This window comes from Piscinibacter sp. PDB5-1, assembly GCF_056676035.1.
The window spans coordinates 584313-603676 of the sequence record NZ_JBWVZL010000003.1 but is presented as its reverse complement, the minus strand read 5'-3'; the positions used below and the strand labels follow the sequence as shown (position 1 = coordinate 603676).

12 protein-coding genes and 1 riboswitch are annotated in these 19364 nt (G+C 70.4%); of the genes, 9 read left to right on the top strand and 3 right to left on the bottom strand.

The window, feature by feature from the left end; genetic code table 11:
* The first annotated feature begins 3 nt into the window (after positions 1-3).
* Positions 4-684, top strand: a complete 681-nt coding sequence (locus tag AC1KAT_RS15685) for a hypothetical protein (protein ID WP_480327567.1) — start codon at positions 4-6, stop codon at positions 682-684.
* A gap of 35 nt (positions 685-719) precedes the next feature.
* Here AC1KAT_RS15685 and AC1KAT_RS15680 read toward each other — a convergent pair whose 3' ends face one another.
* Positions 720-1490, bottom strand: a complete 771-nt coding sequence (locus AC1KAT_RS15680; RefSeq protein ID WP_480327565.1) for an ankyrin repeat domain-containing protein — start codon at positions 1488-1490, stop codon at positions 720-722.
* A gap of 75 nt (positions 1491-1565) precedes the next feature.
* Positions 1566-2069: a VanZ family protein gene (locus AC1KAT_RS15675; RefSeq protein ID WP_480327563.1), complete on the bottom strand. Its 504-nt coding sequence runs from the start codon at positions 2067-2069 to the stop codon at positions 1566-1568.
* A gap of 162 nt (positions 2070-2231) precedes the next feature.
* Between AC1KAT_RS15675 and AC1KAT_RS15670 the strand changes: the two genes are divergently transcribed.
* From AC1KAT_RS15670 to AC1KAT_RS15635, 8 genes are all read left to right on the top strand, one after another.
* Positions 2232-3893 carry a hypothetical protein gene (locus tag AC1KAT_RS15670; protein ID WP_480327561.1) on the top strand — a complete coding sequence of 554 codons (1662 nt, stop codon included), beginning with the start codon at positions 2232-2234 and terminating at the stop codon, positions 3891-3893.
* A gap of 10 nt (positions 3894-3903) precedes the next feature.
* Entirely contained in the window at positions 3904-5124 is a 1221-nt protein-coding gene (gene wecB / locus AC1KAT_RS15665; RefSeq protein WP_480327559.1) for a non-hydrolyzing UDP-N-acetylglucosamine 2-epimerase, read from the top strand.
* On the top strand, positions 5121-6524 hold the full coding sequence (locus AC1KAT_RS15660; protein ID WP_480327558.1) for a nucleotide sugar dehydrogenase: 1404 nt from the start codon (positions 5121-5123) through the stop codon (positions 6522-6524). Before wecB ends, AC1KAT_RS15660 begins: the two co-directional genes overlap by 4 nt.
* Entirely contained in the window at positions 6512-7561 is a 1050-nt protein-coding gene (locus AC1KAT_RS15655) for an SDR family oxidoreductase (protein ID WP_480327556.1), read from the top strand. The genes AC1KAT_RS15660 and AC1KAT_RS15655 overlap by 13 nt, the downstream gene beginning before the upstream one ends.
* Before the next feature lie 74 nt (positions 7562-7635).
* The gene (locus AC1KAT_RS15650) at positions 7636-9060 is read left to right on the top strand and encodes a putative Ig domain-containing protein (RefSeq protein ID WP_480327555.1); all 1425 of its coding nucleotides are present in this window, start codon (positions 7636-7638) and stop codon (positions 9058-9060) included.
* Complete coding sequence (locus AC1KAT_RS15645; RefSeq protein WP_480327553.1) at positions 9057-16412, top strand: RHS repeat-associated core domain-containing protein; 7356 nt, start codon at positions 9057-9059, stop codon at positions 16410-16412. The genes AC1KAT_RS15650 and AC1KAT_RS15645 overlap by 4 nt, the downstream gene beginning before the upstream one ends.
* Positions 16413-16560: 148 nt before the next feature.
* The gene (locus AC1KAT_RS15640; RefSeq protein ID WP_480327551.1) at positions 16561-17052 is read left to right on the top strand and encodes a hypothetical protein; all 492 of its coding nucleotides are present in this window, start codon (positions 16561-16563) and stop codon (positions 17050-17052) included.
* A gap of 276 nt (positions 17053-17328) precedes the next feature.
* Positions 17329-18201, top strand: a complete 873-nt coding sequence (locus tag AC1KAT_RS15635; RefSeq protein ID WP_480327549.1) for a DUF1206 domain-containing protein — start codon at positions 17329-17331, stop codon at positions 18199-18201.
* 101 nt (positions 18202-18302) lie between these two features.
* On the opposite strand, the gene AC1KAT_RS15630 is transcribed toward AC1KAT_RS15635, so the two are convergent.
* Positions 18303-18944 (bottom strand): hypothetical protein, encoded by a 642-nt coding sequence (locus AC1KAT_RS15630; protein WP_480327547.1) that lies wholly within the window; start codon positions 18942-18944, stop codon positions 18303-18305.
* Between the two features lie 181 nt (positions 18945-19125).
* A riboswitch (FMN riboswitch) is annotated at positions 19126-19279 on the top strand.
* Positions 19280-19364: the final 85 nt, after the last annotated feature.

The following is a 19364-nucleotide window of genomic DNA, read 5'->3' as shown; positions in this document are numbered from 1 at the left end:
GCGATGAAACGTCTTTTTCTCTCTCGTGCGTGCCTGGCGGCCGTGGCCTCGGCGGTGCTCTTGGCGGTGTCGGCGCCGGCGGCGGCGCAGTCCGACCGCGATCGCCAGCAGTTGATGCAGCTGCAGCAGCAACTGCAAAAGCTGCGGCAAGAGAACGCGCAACTGCAGCAGGGCAAGGCGCAAGAAATCGACAAGGTGCGCAGCGAAGCCTCGCGTGCCCAGCAAGAAGCCGCCAAGCTGCGCGCCGCCTCGGGCGGCAGTTCGCGCGAGGCCAAGCGCCTGGCCGCCGAGCTGGCCGAGGCCCGCGAGGCGCTGGCCAAGAGCCAGGCCGAAGGCGAGGCCTTGAAGGCCGAACTCGCCAAGTGCGACACCGCGCTGGCACAGGCCACGCAGCAGGTGGCCAACGACCGGCGCCTGGCCGAGACCGAGCGCCACACGCTCGCGCAGCGCCTGAAGCACAACACCCAGCGCGCCGAGCTGTGCGAAAGCAAGCACGCGGCCGCACTGACGGCGGGCGAAGACTTGCTCAAGCGCTACGAAGAACGGCAACTGCGCGCCTGCGAGCCCTTCACCGGGCTGTGGCGCGTGCGCGAAGAGGCGCGTATCCAGGCCTTGCGTGACCAGCTCTTCGAGGCGCGGCTCGAGGTGCTGCCCAGCGAGCCGACGGCGGCCGGCCCGAAGTGACCGGCGCGGCGCGCGGCGTCAGGGGCTGATCGCCATCAGCGCGCGATGCGCTGGTCGATCAGCGCCACCAGTTCGGCATAGCCCATCTGCTCGGCCCAGCGGCGCGGTGTGTAGCCCTGCGACAGCAGGTGCAGGTTGGTGCCCCGGTGGCGAATGATGGCCTCGGCCACGGCCGTGTGCTGCTCGAACAGCGCCACGAAGAGGGCCGAGCGCCCGTCGCGGTCCAGCCCGTTCGCATCGGCCCCGGCGGCCAGCAGGGCCTGGGCGATTGGCGTGAGGCCGCGCTCGGCGGCCGCGTGCAGCGGGGTCACGCCCATCGCGTCGGCCCGGGTCGGGTCGGCGCCGGCCTTCAACAGCATCTGCACCAGGTCGGACCGGCCCAGGCGCACCGCCGAGGCCAGCGGGGTCAGGCCCTGGCTGTCGGGCGCATCGACACGCGCGCCGGCGTCGATGAGGCGCTGGGCCCAGTCGGCCCGGCCGCGCACAACCGCGATGGAGAGCGGCGCGAGCCCGAGGTCACCGCGCGCGTTGGGGTTCACGCCGAGCGCCAGCAACTCGCGCAGCATGGCTTCGCTGTCGCCATAGGCGGCCATCACGAGCGCGTTGTTGCCGCTGGCGTCGCGCGCATGGGGCGAGGCGCCGAGCTTGAGCATCTCGCGCCACAGGCCGAGGTTGCCCTGGCGCGCGGCGGCCAGCGCCATCTCGTTCTCGGGAACAGGGGGTTCGTGCGGGGCGGCCTGCGCCGCATGCAGGCACAGGGCGAGCACCAGCGGCGAAACCGAGCGAAACGCAGACGGGCGAGTCATGGGTGAGTGTCAAAACGCCAAAACCCGCGAGTGGACCAGCGCGCCATGTCACTGCCGTGACGCCAGCGCGCGTTCCTACCGCCGCAACCAGAAGTCGCGCCACTGCCGTTGCTGGTGGGCCCGCACGAGGCCGCGCATCTCGCCCAGCCATTCGAGCGCGCGTGCGGTGGTCAACGCGAACAGCGCGCCGATGCCGCTGGCCACCACGTCGGCCACGCTGACCGCTCGGCCCGGGTTGAACTGCTGCGCAAATTCGTCGAGCGAGGCGAAGGCGATGCACGCGAGCAGCGCCCACACGCTGCGCCGCAGGCCCACGCCGGCCAGCAGCAGCCAGCACAGCACGAAGTGCAGGGCGGCGTGGGCGAGCTTGTCCCAGCCCGCACGCACCGCGCCCACGGCATAGGGCTGCGCGCCATGCCACAGCACGGCGGCCACGAGCGCGAGTGCCGCGACGCAGGCCGCCACGCGCAGCCCCAGCGGGGGGCGGCGCAGGCCCTGCACGGCCCGTGCGATGCCCGCTTGCCAGGCCGAGGAAGGTGACGGGTGGGGGGCGGGTCGGTGCGAAACGGGGGGGCTCATGCGCGAGAGGGTAGCGGGTCGATGTGTCACTCAGACCCATGGCCGGCGCGCTTTCGCGGCCGGCATGAGCCGTACGGATCATCGCTCGCCAGCCCTGCTTTCGATTCACGGGGTCGTCATACGCGACTTCTACAACCCCGCTCCATCAACGAGGAGACCGACGTGTCGAAGGGTGTGGAGTTGGGGCAGCGATTGCCCGCGCTGGTGGTCATGTTCAGCGCTGTGCTGGCTGCGTGTGGTGGGGGCGGTGGCGACGGTGTGAGCGCGCCGCCCCCGGTGAGCAATCCGGCGCCCCCGGCCCCGCCGGAGGTCACGCTGCGCTGGGTGTCGAGCGCGGCCCAGTACGACTTCAACGGCGATGCCGACCCGGGCGTGCAAAGCCTCGAGAGCCAGCTTGTTGTGGCCGACCCGGCGAACCCCGGCACGGCGCCCCGGCTCACGCCCGCCGAGCTGGACAGCTTCTCGGTGCGCATCTTCGGCGGCACCGTCAGTGCCAACGGCGCGACGGTGAGCCATGTGGCGCCGCGCCATGTGGTGTTCGACGCCCGCGTCGGTGCGGGCACCCATGCGCTGGCCCTGCACCAGCTGACGCTGGGCGCTGCGGGCAGCGCGGCCCCGGCGGTGCAACGCATCTCGAATGCGGCGCTGATCTGCCCCGGCACGCTGACCGCGCCGCGCTTCAACGTGATCGGCCAGGACCTGAGCGGCGACAACGCCCTCATCACCTACAACGCGCCCGACGCGACGGGCAGTTGCGCCGCAGGCGGCGAGCCGCGCCTGGTGGCGCTCGACATGACCAGCACGCAGGCCCCGATCGAGCTGCCCGCGCAGCCCGGCGAGCGGCTCACGGCCATCGCCGCGTTGCACGGCGCGAATGGCGCGATGGGCGAGGTGCTCGCCTGGCGCAATGGCCGCCTGCTCACGCTGTCGCGCCTGCTCGACACGGCCACCGTGCGCGAGGTGGGCGATGCCCCGGCCCCGCTGTCGGCCGGTGGCGGCCACGTCACGGCCACGGGCGTCTTCATTCGCTCGGACGACGGCCTGCGCCGCTACGACAAGGCCAGCCGCAGCCTGTCGGCGCTGCTGCTGGCCGGGCACGTGGGCATGGGCCTGCCACGCCTGAACGCGATGCACGACGAGCAAGACCTGTACATCACCACGGTCGATTCAGTCGGCCGCGTGGACCTGCACCGCGTGTCGGACCAGCGCGTGTCGAACACCCGCAAGGTCAACGACAGCCGGCCCATCGTGGGCTTCTGGGTGCTGCGCTCGCACGTGCTGTACGCCCAGCTCGACGATGCGGGCGACACCGTCTACACCGCCTACCGCAAGTCTGATGGCCAGCGCAGCCCGGTGCTCGCCGGCAAGACCATCGAGCTGACGAGCACCCTGCATGACCGACTGTTCCATTCGACGCCGACCGCCGCCGGCCGCGTGCTGGCGAGCAGCGAGGTGACCGGTGCCAACGAGCGCAGCGTGGGTGTGGCGCAGCTGATCGGCGGCTCGGTGGCGACCGAGGTGCCCGCGCATGCGCGTTCGCTGCGTGGCAACGGGGCCTTCGGTCACGCGCTGGTGGCCACGCGTGCGACCGGTGCGGTGGGGCTGGCCGGGGGGCGCTTGCGGTGGCTGAGCTTCGGCGCCGGCAGCGAAGACGTCGATGCCGGCAGCTTTCCCGCGTCGGCCAGCGTCGGTGAGCGTGTGGACGGGCCGGGCGTGCTGGGCAGCGCGGCGCTGGTCGGCGTGGCGCCCGACAGCGGCATCGGCGCGCCCGCGCTCTTCGTGGTGCGGCGTGCGGCGAACTCGCTCGCCGCCGTCACCCGCTGAGCCCACGGCCATGAGCGCACGCGATCTGACGGCCGGCGTTCTTCCGGCCAGTGACCCGGCTTCGGCCGGCCGCCTCGGGCCCATCCTCGGGGTGGTCGGGGCACGACCCAACTACATGAAGATGGCCCCGCTGCTGCACGCCCTGCAGGCGATGCCCGAGGCGCCGCCCAGCGTGCTGGTGCACACCGGCCAGCACTACGACCCGGCGATGAAAGACCGCCTGTTCGACGACCTGCAACTGCGCCAACCCGACGAGAACCTCGACGTGCGCTCGGGTTCGCACGCGGTGCAGACGGCCGAGGTCATGAAGCGCTTCGAGCCGCTGATCGACCGCCACGCGCCTTCGTGCGTGGTCGTCGTGGGCGACGTGAACTCGACGCTCGCGTGCACCCTGGTGGCCGTCAAGCGCGGCGTGCCCGTGGTGCACGTCGAGGCCGGGCTGCGCAGCTTCGACCGGGCCATGCCCGAAGAGATCAACCGCGTGCTGGTCGACCAGGTCGCCGACCTGCTGTACACGACCGAACGCGAGGCCCACGCCAACCTGGCGCGCGAGGGGGTGCCTGCCGAGCGTGTGGTGTTCGCGGGCAACCTGATGATCGACTCGCTGTTCGCCGCGCAGCCCCGCGCCGTGGTGCCGCAGGTCACGCTGATCGACGCCGGCATCGAGCCGCTGCCTTTGCTCAATGCAGGCTTTGCGTTGGCCACGCTGCACCGGCCGTCGAACGTCGATTCGCCCGAGGTGCTGGCCGAGCTGGTCGAGCTGCTGCGCTCGGTGGCCGAACGCATGGCGGTGCTGTGGCCCATGCACCCGCGTGCCCGCGCCAACCTCGAACGCTTCGGGCTGCTGCACCGCCTGAGCCACCCGCGCATCGTGAGCCTGCCGCCGCAGGGCTACCTGCAGATGGTGGGCCTGATGCAGCACGCGCACGTGGTGCTCACCGACTCGGGCGGCGTGCAAGAAGAAACCACCGCGCTCGGCGTGCCCTGCATCACCTTGCGCGACAGCACCGAGCGCCCCGTCACCGTCACCCACGGCACCAACCGCCTGATGCCGCGCGACGTGGTGGCGCTGCATGCCGCGCTCGACGACCTCTCGACCACCCCGCAGCCGCGCAAGCCGCTGCCCGAGGGCTGGGACGGCCACAGCGCGCAGCGCATCGCTGCGCACCTGGTCGCCTGGCTCCACCAAAAACACCGGCTCGCCGCGGCGGCCACAGGGGATACACCATGACCGCAAGCTTGTTCTCAGGCCGCCTCGCCTTCGACCCCGGCATGCTGGGCCTCGTGCCCGCCATGCGGGGCGGTGCCCTGCGCCTGGCCGACGCCCAGGGCGACGAACCCGAAGCCGCCACGCTGACCATCGCCGTGGTGGGGCTGGGCTACGTGGGCCTGCCCTTGGCGGTGGAGTTCGGCAAGCGCTACCCCACCATCGGTCTCGACCTGTGCGCGAAGAAGGTGCGGGCCTACAACCAGCACATCGACCCCACCGGCGAGGTGAGCACCCGTGACCTCAAGGCCGCGCACCGCCTGATGGCCACCACTGAGGCCAGTGCCTTGCGCGACGCCGACGTCGTGATCGTCGCCGTGCCCACGCCGGTGGACGACTCGCGTGCCCCCGATCTGTCGCCCCTGATCTCGGCCAGCACCGCCGTGGCCCGCAACCTCAAGCGCGGCGCCACCGTGGTGTTCGAGTCCACCGTCTACCCGGGCGCGACCGAAGAGGTCTGCATTCCGGTGATCGAGCAGCACTCGGGCCTGAATTGGAAGCAGGATTTCTTCGTCGGCTACTCGCCCGAGCGCATCAACCCGGGCGACCGCGAACACACGCTGACGACCATCGTGAAGGTGGTGTCGGGCGACACGCCCAAGACGCTCGACCTCGTGGCCCGGGTCTACGGCAGCATCGTCAAGGCCGGTGTGCACCGGGCGACCAGCATCAAGGTGGCCGAAGCCGCGAAGGTGATCGAGAACACCCAGCGCGACCTCAACATCGCGCTTGTCAACGAGCTGGCGCTGATCTTCCACCGCCTGGGCATCGACACGCACGAGGTGCTGCAGGCGGCCGGCACGAAGTGGAACTTCCTGCCCTTCCGGCCGGGCCTGGTGGGGGGGCACTGCATCGGTGTCGATCCGTACTACCTCACGCACAAGGCCGAGATGGTGGGCCACCACCCGCAGGTCATCCTGGCCGGTCGGCGCATCAACGACGGCATGGGCAAGTACGTGGCCGAGCAGACGGTCAAGTCGATGATCCAGGCCGGCCTCACGGTCAAGGGCTCGCGCGTGCTGGTGCTGGGCATGACCTTCAAGGAAAACTGCCCCGACCTGCGCAACTCGAAGGTCATCGACGTGATCCACGAACTGCGCAGCTACGGCATCAACGTGACCGTGCACGACCCGGTGGCCTCGCCCGAAGATGCCGCCCACGAATACGGCGTGCAGCTCATCGAGTGGGACGACCTGCCGCCCGCGGCCGCCGTCATCAGCGCCGTCGCGCACGACGCGCTGGTGGCCCGCTCGACCGACGAACTGCTCGGCAAGATGCTGCCCGGCGCGGTGTTCGCCGATGTGAAATGCACCGCCGATGCGGTGGCGCTGCGTGAGCGCGGCATCCACGTGTGGCGTCTGTGAGGGGCGGCGCGGCGCTCAATGACATCCGCGAGCGACTGCGCTCGGCGCCCCGCCGCTGGCTGGTGACCGGCTGTGCGGGCTTCATCGGCTCGCACTTGGTTGAAGCCTTGCTCGCCGCGGGCCAGCCGGTGACAGGGCTCGACAACTTTGCGACCGGCTCGCGGCGCAACCTCGACGAGGTGCTCACGCGCTTCGGCCCGGGCGCCGACTGGCGCTTCATCGAGGGCGACATCCGCGACCCCGCGGCCTGTGCCCATGCCTGCGCGCAGGCCGACGTGGTGCTGCACCAGGCCGCCCTCGGCTCGGTGCCGCGTTCGGTGGCCGACCCGCTGGCCACGCACGAGGTCAACGCCACCGGGTTTCTCAACCTGCTCGTCGCCGCGCGCGATGCGGGCGTGACACGCGTTGTCTACGCCGCGTCGAGTGCGGTCTATGGCGACGCGCCCAGCCTGCCGAAGGTCGAAGACACGATCGGGCGGCCACTGTCGCCTTACGCCGCCACCAAGCACCTCAACGAGCTGTACGCGCAGTCGTTTGCGCGCTGCTACGGCCTGCGCAGCATCGGCCTGCGCTACTTCAACGTGTTCGGCCCCCGGCAAGACCCGAATGGGCCGTATGCGGCCGTGATCCCGCGCTGGATCGACGCCTTGCTCCAGGGCGAGCCCTGCACGGTGCATGGCGACGGCAGCGCGTCGCGCGACTTCTGCTTCATCGACAACGTGGTGCAGGCCAACCTGCTGGCCGCGCTGGTCGAGCGCGACGACGCGCTCGACGAGGTCTACAACGTCGCGGTTGGCCAGCGCCACACGCTGCTGGAGCTGCACGCCGCGATGACCGAGGCCCTGCAGGCCCGCGTGGCCGGCTTCGTCGCCACCGCACCGCGGCTGGGTGAGCCCCGGCCCGGCGACATCGCGCACTCGCTGGCCGACATCGGCAAGGCCCGCCTGCGGCTCGGCTACGCGCCTTCGCACACCTTGCGGGAAGGCCTGGCCTGCACGCTCGACTGGCGCCTGCGCGCGCGAGGCCGAACGGACTAGGGCCCGGCCCGATCCGTCATCGGCAGGCCACCTCGGCCCGCGATGCTGCGCGTTCAAGAGCGAGGGGAGGGCGCATGGCCTGGACAGCGGGAACGGCAGCATCGCGCGCCGCGTGGGGTGGGTTCGTGGCGCTGCTCATGGGGGCACCGGCGCTGGCCGCACCGCCCACGGCGGCGCAGATCAACGAAGCGCGCATCGCCGGGCTGGCGTGGCTGGTCTCGCACCAGCGCAGCGATGGCGCTTGGGCGCTCGCCGGGCAGGCGTCGGTGCAGTCCACCAGTGCTGCGCTCGATGCGCTGGCCCACGCGGGAATTCGCCGGGGCTTTCCGTACATGTCGGCCCTGGGCCACCTGCAAAACACCGAGGCCGGCAGCGTGGATGCGCTGGCCCGCCAGATGGCCAGCCTGCATGCCGCCGGCGTGGGCACGGCGCCGCTGGGCACGCGCCTCGCGCAGGCCCAGAACGGCCAGCGTGGCTGGGGTGCCTACCCTGGGTACGGCAGCAGCCTGCCCGACACGCCGCTCGCGTTGAACGCGCAATTGCGCACCGGCACGGCCAATGCGTCCACCGTGCCCAGCACGCTGTGCAACGCGATCTTCGCGGGGCTGAAGCCGGACCACAGCTTCGCCTACACCGCCGGCCCGGCCCCGAGCGGCCAGGTGCTGCCCACGGCCTATGCCGCGATGGCCATCCACAGTGTGCGCACCACGCTCGGCTACAGCAGCCTCAGTTGCCCGACCTCGCACGTGCTGTCCACCCGCGTGAGCAACGCCCTCACGTGGATGCTCGCGCGGCAGCACGCCACCACCGGCGGCTTCGGCGACGACGGCACCGGCGACGTGCTCTCGACCGCCATCGCCTACCTTGCCTTGCGCCATGTGCAGCCCAGCACCTATGCGGCGCCGATGGGCGAAGCGCAGCGCTACCTGGTCGAGCAGCAAGGGGCCGACGGCAGTTGGGCCGGCGGTGACGCCTTCGCCACGGCGCTGGCCTTGCAGGCCTTGCCCGCGCTGGCCAACGGCGCGCTGGCCGACACCAACCGAAACGGCGTGCCCGACCTCGTCGAAGCCCGCCTCGGGCTCGACCCGAACGCCCCGCAGCGAGCCCTGGCCGATGGCAACGGCCAGGCCGAAGCCGGTGTGTCGATCGCGCAGCACCTGGCCAGCGGCGTGCAGTACGTGGCGCTCAGCGTGGACCTGCCCGGCCCCACGCCACCGCTGGCATCGGCCACCTGGCGACTCGACGAGGGCCACGTGCCCGATGGTCTGACGCTCGACCCCGTGACCGGCCGCCTCTCTGGCACGCCGCTGGTCGCCGGCACCTTCAACTTCAACTACACGGTGGCCGCCGGCGGCCAGCCCGACCACGTGGTGCTGGCGCAGGTCGAGATCGCGGCCGCTGCGGCGGCCCCCGAAGGCGAGGTGCCATTGCCGCCGTGGGCGCTGCTGGTTCTGGGTGCCGCGCTGATGAGCCGATTCTTCGTTCGGAGGTCGCAATGAGCGCCGCTTGGTTTCACCGCTTGCACCGTGTCGCGCTGGGCCTGGCGACCTTCTGCGCCCTGGCGCCTTCGCACGCGCAGAGCCCCCGGCCCGAGACCGCCCCGCTGGCCGATGAGGTGATCCAACGCCTGGTGCGCGAACGCATCACCGCGCCCGACCCGCTGCCCCAGCTGCTGCGCCAGCGCTTCGACGAAACCGACGAACTGCTGCGCGGCATGGCCCAGCGTTCGGGCGTGGGCCGATCGGCCACGGCGGCATCGCCCGCCGCATCCCGCATGCTGGTCGAAGGCCAGTTGCAGCAGATTCGACAACTGCGCCACGAAGCCCGCCAGCGGCTCGACGCGATGCGCCAGAAGCTCGCGGCGCATGCCGGCACCGACCGCCTGGCCGAATGGGATGCCCTCGTGCAGCGTGTCGAGACCCGCTTCGACAGCGTCGAGCAGGCCTTGCGCGGCGTGGCGCGGGCCGATGCCAGTGGCTTGGCCGCAGCGGCGGCACGTGCGCGCGCATCGCTGCACGAGGTGCATGGCGCCATCACCGTGCGCGACCGCCCCGACATGCCGGTGCCGCGCCCCAACTGGCGCAGCCAGAGCGCGCAGCCCGCCTCGGCGGCGCGCCGTGCCGCCGAGGCGCCGCAATACCTGGGTGGGGCCGGCAGCGGCGACACGCAGTTGGCCCTGCGCAGCAGTGCCGCGATGGCGCTCGCCGCGCCTCCCGAACTGCCTAGCGGCGTGGCCCAGTGCGGCACGCCCGCCGACATCGCTGCCGCCCTGGGCGAGACGCCGGATGTGCGCCTCACGCCCGAGATCCGCGCGCTCGCGCAACAGCTCGGTTATTCGCCGGCCAAGATCCTGCAGCACGTGCACCGGCACATCGCCTTCGAGCCCTACTACGGTTCGTTGAAAGGGGCGGTGGGCACGCTGGTGTCGGGCGCGGGCGGGGCCACCGACCAGGCCTCGTTGCTGATCGCCCTGCTGCGCGCGTCGAACATTCCGGCGCGCTACGTCAAGGGCCAGGCGCGCATGACCGACGTGGCGCCCGATGCCCTGGGCGGTCGCTTCGGCCGCTGGGTCGGCGCGAAGTCGTACGCCGGGGCCGCCGCGATGCTGAGCCAGGGGCAGAACCCCTCGGTCATCACCATCAACAATGCGGGCGGGCAGGCCACCGGCGTCTCGTTCACCCACGTGTGGGTCGAAGCCTGCGTGCCGTATGCGCACTACCGCGGCCTGCCGCACAACGATTCGGGGGCACGCTGGGTGCCGCTCGATGGCAGCGTGAAAGACGCGAGCTACCAGGCCGGCATCGCCATCGACGTGCCGTTCGACTACGCGGGCTTTCTGCAGCGCCGCACCGACCTGTTGCCGCATGAGCACTTCGCACGCCAGGTCGAGCAGGCCGTGCGCACGGCCAACGCCAACGCGTCGCTGGGCGACGTGCCCTACCAAGGTCGCATCAACGACCTGCGCATCGACGTGTTGCCCGTCAGCACCCCGTTCGACGTGGACGAATTTCTCGCGTGGGACGGCAGCACCAGTGCCTCGGTGGCCGAGCTGCCCGACAGCCACCGCCAAAAGCTCAACATCACCGCGGCCGATGGCGCCGGCGCACCACTGCTGAGTGCCACCTTGTCGTTGCCGCAGACGGCCCTGAGCCGCGTGACGCTGTCTTTCCGCGGCGCGACCCCGGCCGACCAGGCCACGCTCAGCGGCTGGCAGAACGACGGCTCGCTGGCGACGCCGCTGCCGTGCACGGTCAACGTGGTGCCGGTGCTGCGTGGCCAGGTGGCCGGTGTCGAAGGCAGCGAGGTCGCGGCAGGCCCGGCGACGTCGCCGCTCGCGCTGTGCAGCACCAACAACCAGCTCACCATGAGCGTGACGATGGCCGAGTTGGCCAACCCCACGCTCAACAGCGTCGCCTACGACAACATCCACGCGGCCAATTACCACGCGCTGCAGGCCTATGCCTTCCAGGCGTCCGACCGGTTGTTGACCGAGCGTGCCGCGGGCCTGCTGGCCAACGTGCGCGCCGTGGCCTCGCCGCACCAGAACCTCGATGCGACCGAGGGCGAGTTCCTGCACTTCGCGGGGCTCAAGTACATGCGGCAGATCTCGGACGCCTCGCGCCGCATCGGCCAGCTCGACGGCGGTTCGGGCGACGTGGGCAACCACCTGGGGCTCACCGGCACGCAGATGAAGGTGCTGTACCTCTTCGACGTGCCCTTCGCGGTGGCGCGCACCGGCTTTCTGATCGATGTGCCGGGCGGGCGCTCGCGCAGCGTCGATCTGGTCACCGGCGACCTGGTCTGGAAAACCTTCTTGTTGAGCGGCTACAGCAGTTCGGCCTACGAATACTTCGTTTGGCAGGAAAACGTGCGCATGGACGCGGTCTCGACCACCCGCGGCATGCAGTTCGCCAGCGAAGCCGGCATCCCGCTGCTGACCACCGACAGCGCCAACTGGGCCATGCAGAGCGCGACCATCGCGACCAATCCGGGCTGCTCGCTGTCGATGAGCAACCTGAACTACCCGCAGTGCTGGCTCGATTCGATCCGCGCCAACTACATCGACCAGGGCTTCACAGTCACGCTGCCACGTTCGCTGATCCACTACGGCGGCTGGCGCGGCAGCGTGTTCGTCGGCGCGCTCGACAACACGCAAAGCGGTACCGGCCAAGAGAGCGTGGCCGCCTTCATCATCAATGGCGGCTCGGGGGGCTACACGGTGCAAGACGGCGCCGCCCCGCTGAACACGCACGACGCGGGCGCAGGCAGCGGGTACGCCACACCCAACCCGGCCTTGCCGTACCCGGTCAACGGCGCCGGCCTGAACAACGGCTTCGACGCACGGCACACCGTGATCGACGGCGACGTGAACGTGGCGACAGGCAACGTCTTTCGCAGTGAACGCGACCTCGCGGTCAGCGGGCGCGGCAACCTGCCGTTCGTCTTCGAGCGTGCCTACAACTCGCGCGACCCGCAACCCGGTCCGCTGGGCTTCGGGTGGACGCACAGCTTCAACCAGTTCCTGAGCTTCAACGACGACAACGGCAACGGCGCCACCGATGCCGGCGACAGCGACGGCCTGACCTCCACGGTCGGCTGGACCGACGGCACCGGCGGCCAGAAGCTCTTCGCCGTGGCCGGCAACGCCACGGGCGTGCCCATCGGCAGCAGCTTCGTGCGCCAACCGGGCAGCTTCGCGACGATGACGCGCGAGCCCGACGGCAGCTACGTCGTGCGCGAGAAAGACGGCCTGCGCTACCGCTTCGAGACGGTCGGGGGTACGGCGGGCCAGCGCGCCCGGCTCAGTTCGATCCAAGACCGCAACGGCAACACCCTCACGCTCAACTACGGTCCGGCCTGCGCGCAGCGCCTGTGCAGCGTGAGCGATGGCGCTGCACGCAGCCTCACGTTCAGCTACGACGGAAACGGCCGCATCACCCAGCTCAGCGACTGGTCTGGCCGGCAGTTCCGCTATGGGTACGACGCGGCCAGCGGCGACCTGGTCTCGTTCTCGAACCCACGCGCCATCGCAGGCCTGCAGGCGCCGATGCGCTACGAGTACTTCAGCGCCGCCGACGGGGCCAACCTCGCGCACCGCCTCAAGGCCTACACGCTGCCGCGTGGCAATGGGCTGCGTTACGAGTACTACGCCACCGGGCGCCTGTTCCGCCGCATCGACGGCATGGGCCATGCGCGGGTCTACAGCTACAACGACTTCCGCCGCGAAACGGTGCAGGCCAATGAACGCGGCCATCAGCGGCAGTACTTCTTCGACCGCCACGGCAACACCGTGCAGGTGGTCGAAGAGAACGGGGCCTCGACGCGCTTCGACTACGACTACGACACCACCTCGCCCGAGGTGGTGCACAACCGCATCGCCAAGCACGACCCGATGGGGCTCACCACCACCTATCAGTTCGACTCGCAGGGCAACGTCACGCAGTTGCAGCATCCCTCGGGCGCGCTCGAACGCTATTCGCACTTCAATGCCTTCAACCAGCCGGGCAAGGTGCGCGACGGCAACGGCCACACGGCGGTGCTGAAGTACGACGCGCAGGGCAACCTGCTGCAAGAGATCCGCCTGAGCCGCGCCTTCTGCGCGGCCAACGACTGCAACGCGCTCGACCCGGCCGGCTTCGTGCCCACGGCCGCTTCGCAGGTCGCGGCCTGGCGCGTGATGGGCTACGACGCACGCGGCAACCTCGCGTCGCGCAAGCATGTGCGCGACTTCGCCGCGCAGATCGCCTCCAACACCGCGCTCAGCCCCAGCGGCCCGATCGTGTCGGTCGCGTACGACGCCAATGGGCTGCACCCGGTGTCGGTGTCGCGCACCGGCCGCAAGAACGCCGAGACCGTGCCCACCACGCAGACAGCCACCGTCAGCTACGACGCGCTCGGCCGGGTGCGCAGCGGCATCGACGGCGATTGGCAGCGCCGCGAGTTCGAGTACGACAGTGGCGACCGCGTCGTGCGCCGCACCGACAGGACCGGCCGCTGGCGCAGCGTGCGCCATGACGACAACGACAACGTAGTCGGCGAACGCCTCGACGTCGAGGGCGTGCTGGTCGACAGCGCCTCGTCGAGCTTCGACCTCAACGACCGCCGCCTCTCGCGCACCGACGCCGGCGGCCATGTCACCCGTTTCGCGTACGACGCGGCCGGCAACCTGGTCGAGGTGACCAACCCCGATCGCCAGACCTACGCCTACGAGTACGACGCCGGCCAGCACTGGCTGCGCGGCATCGACGCCGAGGGCCAGGCCATCGAGCGCACGGTCGATGTGCAGGGGCGCCCGCGCAGCATCACCAACGCCAATGGCAGCGTCGCCCGCTACGAGTACCACGGCGCGCCACGCGATGGCCGCCTCGCCAGCACCGTGGACCCGGTCGGCCGCCGCGCCGAGTTCGACTACGACCCGGTGGGCAACGTGGTGCGCGTCACCACGCGCGGCAGCGACGGCACCACCACCCGCGTGACCGACACCGCCTACGACGAACTGAACCGCCCTGTGCGCACGGTGGGCCCGCAGGTCGTCGACGCCACGCTCGGAAACATCCGGCCCGTGGTGCGCTACCGCTATGACGCGCTCGGACGCCTGACCGCACTCGAAGCCGGCCACACCACCGACCTGAGCGGCGCCAGCACGGCCGCCGACGTGGTGAGCGTGCAAAACGCCATGGCCTACGACGACTTCGGCCGCAAGGTGCGCGACGCCGACGGCTTGGACCGGGCCTGGCTCTACACCTACGACGAGCACAACAACCCCGTGCAGTCCACCGACCCGCGCGGGCAGACGAGTACCTACACCTGGGCCTACGGCCACCAGCTCGAACGCGTGCGCGACCACGATGGGAACGAGTACCGCTACACGCGCAATGCGTTGGGGCAGGTGACCCGCGCGCAATCGCCCGCCGTCACCTACGACTATGCCTACGACGCCGCCCACCGCCTGCGCAGCGTGCGCGACAGCCGTGCCGGCAAGACGCTCACCTATCAGCGTAGCCCCGGCGGCCTGCTCAACGCGGTGATCGACAGCGACGGCAACCGCACCGACTACGACTACGACGCACGCGGCCGACTCGCCGGCCTGTGGGCGCCCAACGGCGACTACGCGGCCTTCGCCTACGACGCCGGGGGCCGCCTGACCGAGCGCTGGCTCGCCACCGCCAACGGCGCGCTGCTCAGCAGCCGCTACGCCTACAACGCCGACAACACGCTCGCGTCGCTCACCCACCGCGACGGCGCCACCATCGCCAGCAGCCACACCTACGGCTACGACCCGATGGGCAACCGCGGCTCACACGCCGAGCGCATCGGCGCGACCACGGTCAGCCACACCTACACCCACGACGCCTTGAACCGCCTCGTGGCCGTGGACAACGGCACACCGGCGCAGTTGCAGACCTTCGGCTACGACCCGCTCGGCAACCGCACGGTGCGCCAGGTGGGCAGCGGCACGGCCTTGCACTACCTGCACGACGCGGCCAACCAACTGGTCGAGATCCGCTCGGGCAGCACCGCGGGGCCGCTGCTCGCCGCGCTGGGCCACGACGCGGCCGGCAACCTCGTCTCGCGCAGCGACACCGGCCTCGCGCTCGCTTACGACGCACTCAACCGCCTGGTGCAGGCGACGCTGGGCGCGCAGGTGTCGCAGTACCTGTACGACGACCAGGGCCGCCGTGTGGCCAAGACCGTGTCGGGCTCGGCCACGAACTACCTGCACGACGGCCTGCATGTGCTGGCCGAGTACGGCGCCGCGTGGGGCACGCCCGCCGCGCAGCACGTGCATGGCGACACCATCGACAGCACGCTGATCCGCATCCCGTCCAGCGGCGCCAGCCAGTATCTGCACCAGGACGGCCTGATGAGCGTCGTGGCGGTGACGCAGGGCAGCGGCACCGTCACCGGCTCGCAGCGGTTCGACGCCTGGGGCGAACGCATCGCCGCCAGTGGCAGCGTGTCGCCCTATGGCTTCACCGGCCGAGAGGCCGACGAGACCGGCCTCGTCTACCACCGAGCACGCTACTACGACCCGACGCTCGGCCGCTTCACCCAGCGTGACCCGATCGGCCTCAACGGCGGCCTGCACGCCTATGCCTACGTCGGTAACGCCCCGGTCGATGCCATCGACCCCAGCGGCAACTCGCCCATGCACGTGGGCGCGGCCATCGTCGGCGGTCTGGGGGGGCTGATCGTGCAAGCCGGCATCGACCTGGCCCGCGGCCAGATGAGCTCGCTCGGCGACTACGCCGGTGCGCTGGTCGGCGGCGCGGTCGGGGGGGCCGCTGCCGTGACCTGCGGCCCGATGTGCGCCGGCGCGGCGGCCGGTGCCGCCGGCAATGCCACCACGCAGGCCATCAACGCGCTGCTCAACGGCGACAGCGTCAGCGCTTCGAGCCTGGTGGTGGACACGGCCCTCGGCGCGGTCGGAGGCAAGGTGGCCGACGCCGCCGTGCCCTACGTCTTCAAGGAGTTCGTCTCGACCGGCACCAAGGGCGAGATCGGCGAGATGCTCACCCGCCTCGGCCTCATCGCCACCGGCAAGGACTTCATCGAGCAGGCGCCGAACGGCGCGGGCAAGTCCACCTTCGACTTCCAGCTCGAGGGCTTCCGCAACTTCATCGAATCGAAGTTCGGCACCGCCGACCTCTCGAAGATGCAACGCCTGGCGCGCGACATCGCGGGCACAGACCTCACCGTGCACCGCTGGGACTACGACACCATCTCGGGCATCATCTCCGCGATGTTCGGTGGCGGCATCTCAGACGGCAGCGGCGGCTACACGGTCGGCGGTTTGCCCGGGCGTTCGGTGGCGCCCGTGGCGCCGTATGCCGGCTCGCAGTCCTATTGAAGGCCGACCTGGTTTGAGCCGCGACACCCGACAGCGTTTCGAGCGGTGGTGCCAATCGGCGCCACCGCGCACCGCGAAACTCGCCGCGATGGTGCTCGCTCAACTGGTGCCCATGCTCGAACGCGAAGGCTTCGAATGGGCCCGTACCGTGGCCGAGTTCGGCGACATGGCCGATGGTCGGCCCGACACCATCCCGCTGCTGCGGCGCATCGGCCCTGAATGGCCCGCGCTGGTGATCGCCTTCAGCCAGCGCAAGGCCCCGTGGTTTCAGATGCATTTCGGCGTGCTGCCCGAGGTGTGTCGCCAGGGCACACCCACGGGCTGGGTGCAGATTCCCCGTTCACGCGCGAGGGTCTTCAGCGGGCCGTGTTTTTTTGCCGTCGTGGGGCGCGAGCGCGGTGCGCTCGACACGGCCTTCGGCGCTAAGGGCCTCCCCGGCTTGCTCGCACCCACGTGGCTCATGCAACGCGAAATCGAGCGAGCCATCGAAAGCCTGTCCGACGTTCGTCGCATCTGCCATGAAGGCTTGCCACGCGAGTGGTTGACCGCGCCGTTGGGGCGAGTCAGCGAGCACCTTCATCTGCTGGAGTCCGATCATTGGCGCGATGCCGCAGCTCACGCGACAAAAGTTCAGCGCTGAGGTTCGTCATCGGAAGACTCCGTCGGTGTTTCCCTCGGGGCGGGCGCGCCAGGTCGCAATTCCAGTTCCAAAGCCCGCCCTGCACCGCCACGACTTTCCGCGGTACCAGGGCATCCGAGGCATTCGGAATCGTTGGGGAACAGTTGCCGCAACGGGGCGTACGGCGCGGCAGATTTGACTGTCGTGTGCCCGAAAGCGTGGCTGCGACCCCGGCATTGCGTTTGCCCATGGATCGGCCGGTGGCTGAAACCGGCGGCTCTTGCACGGAGGTGGCCCATGCCCAAGGTAGCAACTGCGCCGGTGAATGCGACGCGAGGTTTGGAACTGCTGGCCCGCAGCGGCTATGCCGCGCGTGGCGTCGTCTACGCCATCGTTGCGTTCTTCGCGGTCCAGGCGGCAAGTGGAAGCGGGGCCAACGTCAGCACCAAGGGCGCGGTGGAGCAGATCCTGGGTGAGCCTTACGGTCGGGCCCTGATGTGGGCCGTGGTCGTCGGCCTCATCGGCTACGCCATGTGGCGGATGATCCAGGCCCTGGCGGACACCGACAACCACGGTTCAGATCTGAAGGGGCTGGTCATTCGCGCGGCGCTGGTCGCGAGTGGCATCACCCACGTCCTGCTGGCCTTCTTTGCGCTGAGCCTCGTCAGTGCCTGGGACGTGGCGGCAGGCGGCGACGACGGCGCGGGCCAGGACCTGTTGTCACGTGTGCTGGGGTTCGAGAATTCGAACCTGCTGATCTATGCGATTGCGCTCGTTCCGCTGGGTGTCGGCGTCGCCCACCTGGTGAAGGGGTGGCGGGCCGGCTTTGAGCGCTACTTCCAATGCCCCGAGCACGTGATGCGCTGGGTGCGCCCGATCTCGCAAGTCGGCCTGGCCGCGCGAGGCGTCGTATTCCTGGTGATGGCCGCCCTGCTGTTCTTGGGTGGCGCGCGACACGACCCGACCGAACCGCCTGGACTGAAGGAGGCGCTCGACGCGTTGCAAGGCCTGCCGTTCGGCAGCCTGCTGTTGTCGATCATCGGCCTGGGTCTCGCCGCCTTCGCGGTTTACAGCTTTGCCGAGGCGCGCTGGCGCCGCATCGACCTGCGCGACGTCAGCACCCCACGCCGGCGTTCGTATGCTCGTAGCGGGGTTGTCCGGCCGATGTAAGACCTTGGACCCGAGGGCGTTCAAACGCGAAACCAAGGGCCGGATGAGCCCGCCGTGTCGCCGGGCGACGCCGCAGTGCCCCGCCGACCCTCACGAGGCCGTCACGGCAGCAGCACCTGCACGTCGACGTCGCTGCCCGTGGGGTGCTGCGACTCGCCCGATGCCGCCTCCTCGGATGTGGCGGCTGCCGCTGGCCCCGGGGGGGCTGCGTGCTGTTGCTCGGCGCCCGCCAGGGCCGTGCGCAGGGCCTCGACGTCGAGCGCTCCGAAGGGGTTTGGGCCGCTGGGCAGCGGCGCGGCGGTGGGTCGGCTCGTGCGCGGCTTGCGACGCGCCTTGGGCGGGCAGGGCGGCAGCGCGATGCTTTGCCAGTTGTCCCAGCGCGCTTGGCGGTCTTCTGCGGCGGGGGGCGACAACTCTTCCATCACATCGCCCGTGGCGTCGGTGATCAGCACTTTGTGCGATGCGGTGTTCGAGGCGACCGCGCGGCCGAACTTGCGCATGCGATTGAGGTCGGTGTGCCACACGCGGCCTTCCTTGCGCAGGCGGCCGTTGCCATCGCGCGTGACTTCCACCACGCGGTAGATCGGGGTCGCGTCGAATGAAGGCGGCGGCGCCACGGCACGGCGCGCGGGGGCAGGCGAGGGCGCCGGCGCTGGTGCCGGGTTCGCGGCGCCTCCCTTGTCGGGGGATGCGTCGGATGCCGGCTCGCTCGAAGGCTGCGGGCTGGGGGTCAGGTCGTCCACCGTGATCCTTTTTTTTCTTGCGTGCACGCAGATGCGGCCAAGCACTTGCCGCCTGCACGCCTGGTGATCGGCCACCGACGCCAGAACTTGAGTCCAAAGGCGTGAAACCGTGCCGGGTTCGTGTCGCATCGAGAAAAGGACGCGCGGCTATCATTTGCCCCGTCGGCCAGCCATCTGGCCGATGCGTCTTCAGGGCGGGGCGAAACTCCCCACCGGCGGTAGGTTGCGCAAGCAACGAGCCCGCGAGCGCCTGGGTGCCGTCATGGCATGCAGGGTCAGCAGATCTGGTGCGATGCCAGGGCCGACGGTCACAGTCCGGATGAAAGAAGACAGGCATTCGTGCGCGAACACGTGCGTGCAGCTGTGGCTGCCGCGTGCGTGTTGTTCACGTGTGCCAGCGGTGCCATGGGCGCCGGCGTG